At 72.7% G+C, this 1496-nt stretch carries 1 protein-coding gene; it reads right to left on the minus strand.

What is annotated here, in order from left to right; translation table 11 throughout:
* Positions 1-1481 (minus strand): HNH endonuclease signature motif containing protein (locus E3T48_RS05600; RefSeq protein ID WP_134522840.1); only part of this gene is annotated, 1481 nt, incomplete at its 3' end.
* Positions 1482-1496 lie beyond the last annotated feature (15 nt).

Consider the following 1496-nt stretch of genomic DNA (forward strand, 5'->3'; position numbering starts at 1 on the left):
CGGATCTTCCAGCCGTCGCGGTCGATGTAGTGGTGGTGAAACCAACAGAGCATGACGCCGTTGTCGATGTCGGTCAGGCCGCCGGCCCACCAGGGGATGACGTGGTGGAGTTCGGCCCAGTGCGGCGGGGAGGTGCAGCCGGGGATGATGCAGCCGCCGTCGCGGGCGGCGATCGCGCGGCGTTGGGCCCGGCTGAAGAAGCGTTCTTTCAGGCCGAGGCGGAGTACTTCCTGGTTCGGGCCGAAGAGGACCGTTTGGGAGCCGCCGGCGCAGAGGCGTTGTGTGACGCTGGTCAGCGAGATCGGGGCCTGGACCCCGTCGATCCAGCCGACGCCGGTGCCGGCCTGCAGGTCGGCGGCATTCACGTGCACGAGCACGGTCGGGGCGGCCCCGCCCAGGGTCGGGGTGCCCGGGTCCCGGGCGGCCCGCTCGAACACGGCGTGGACGATATCGGCGCGTTTCTCACCCCCGGTGCGGTCGTCCCCGGCCCCGCCGAACGACCCGGCCGCGGCGTCCGCGGCCTCGGCGCCCGGGACCAGGGCGCCGCCATCGATCCGGGCCTGTTCCGCCGGGGTGGGGAACGCGGGCGCCGCACGGGCGGAGAGGTAGGTGTCGAAGAGCACGTTCATGATCCCGCGCAACTCGGGGGTGACCCCGCCCCGGAGCGGGTAGAGGCCGTCTTTCAGGGTGCCGAAGCCGAACGTGCTGCGGCCCTCGAGCACGGGCTCGGTCGGTGCGGTGCCGTCAGGGTCGAGCCGGGCCTGCCACTGCAACACGATCCCGCGGAGAATGTCAGTGCCGAACGCGAGGCCCTCACCGGGCAGACCCCGGGTCTCCTCGGTCACCGCCCCGGTCGCGCACGCCACCAGGGCCCGCTCCGCGGTGTGCAGATCGTCAGGCGCGACCCGGGCGCTGATCTTCTCCAGCCCCGCCACGATCACCTCCGCCGCCTCCACCCCGAGGTCCCCCCCGGTCAACGCGGCAGCCACCGCCGGGTAGAACGGCGCCAAACTCACCCCCACCCCGATGCGGGCGCTCACAAACCCGCCCAGCCGGGACCGGCGTTTGGCCTCCCGCACCGAGATCCGCGTCGCCCGCACGATTACCTCCAGGCCATCCCGGCAGCCCAGCGCCGCCGGCAAAGCCGGCTGGGAATGCCCCGGCGCGATCCATGCCGCCCGGCCGCCGACCTCGGCCGCCACGGCCACCCGGGCCGCATCGACACTCCGACCCAAACCCTCCACCACAGTGAGCACCGCCACCGAGTCCACATCACTCAAGCCCGCCAACGGCACCGCCGCCAACGCCGCCACCACGGTAGCCTGCAGGGCAGCCAACCGCTGCACCGGCGACAACTCCGCCACACCCGCCACAGCAGCACCCGCCACAGCACCCGTCAGACCACTGTCCGCGCCGCTGCCCGCGCCGGCATCCGCCTCGGTGAAGGCGGTGGTGGCACTGGGATCAGGGTTTCCTGCCATGCCCCCAGAATACCA

Source organism: Cryobacterium fucosi, from assembly GCF_004403515.1.
GTDB classification, from domain to species: Bacteria; Actinomycetota; Actinomycetes; order Actinomycetales; family Microbacteriaceae; genus Cryobacterium; species Cryobacterium fucosi.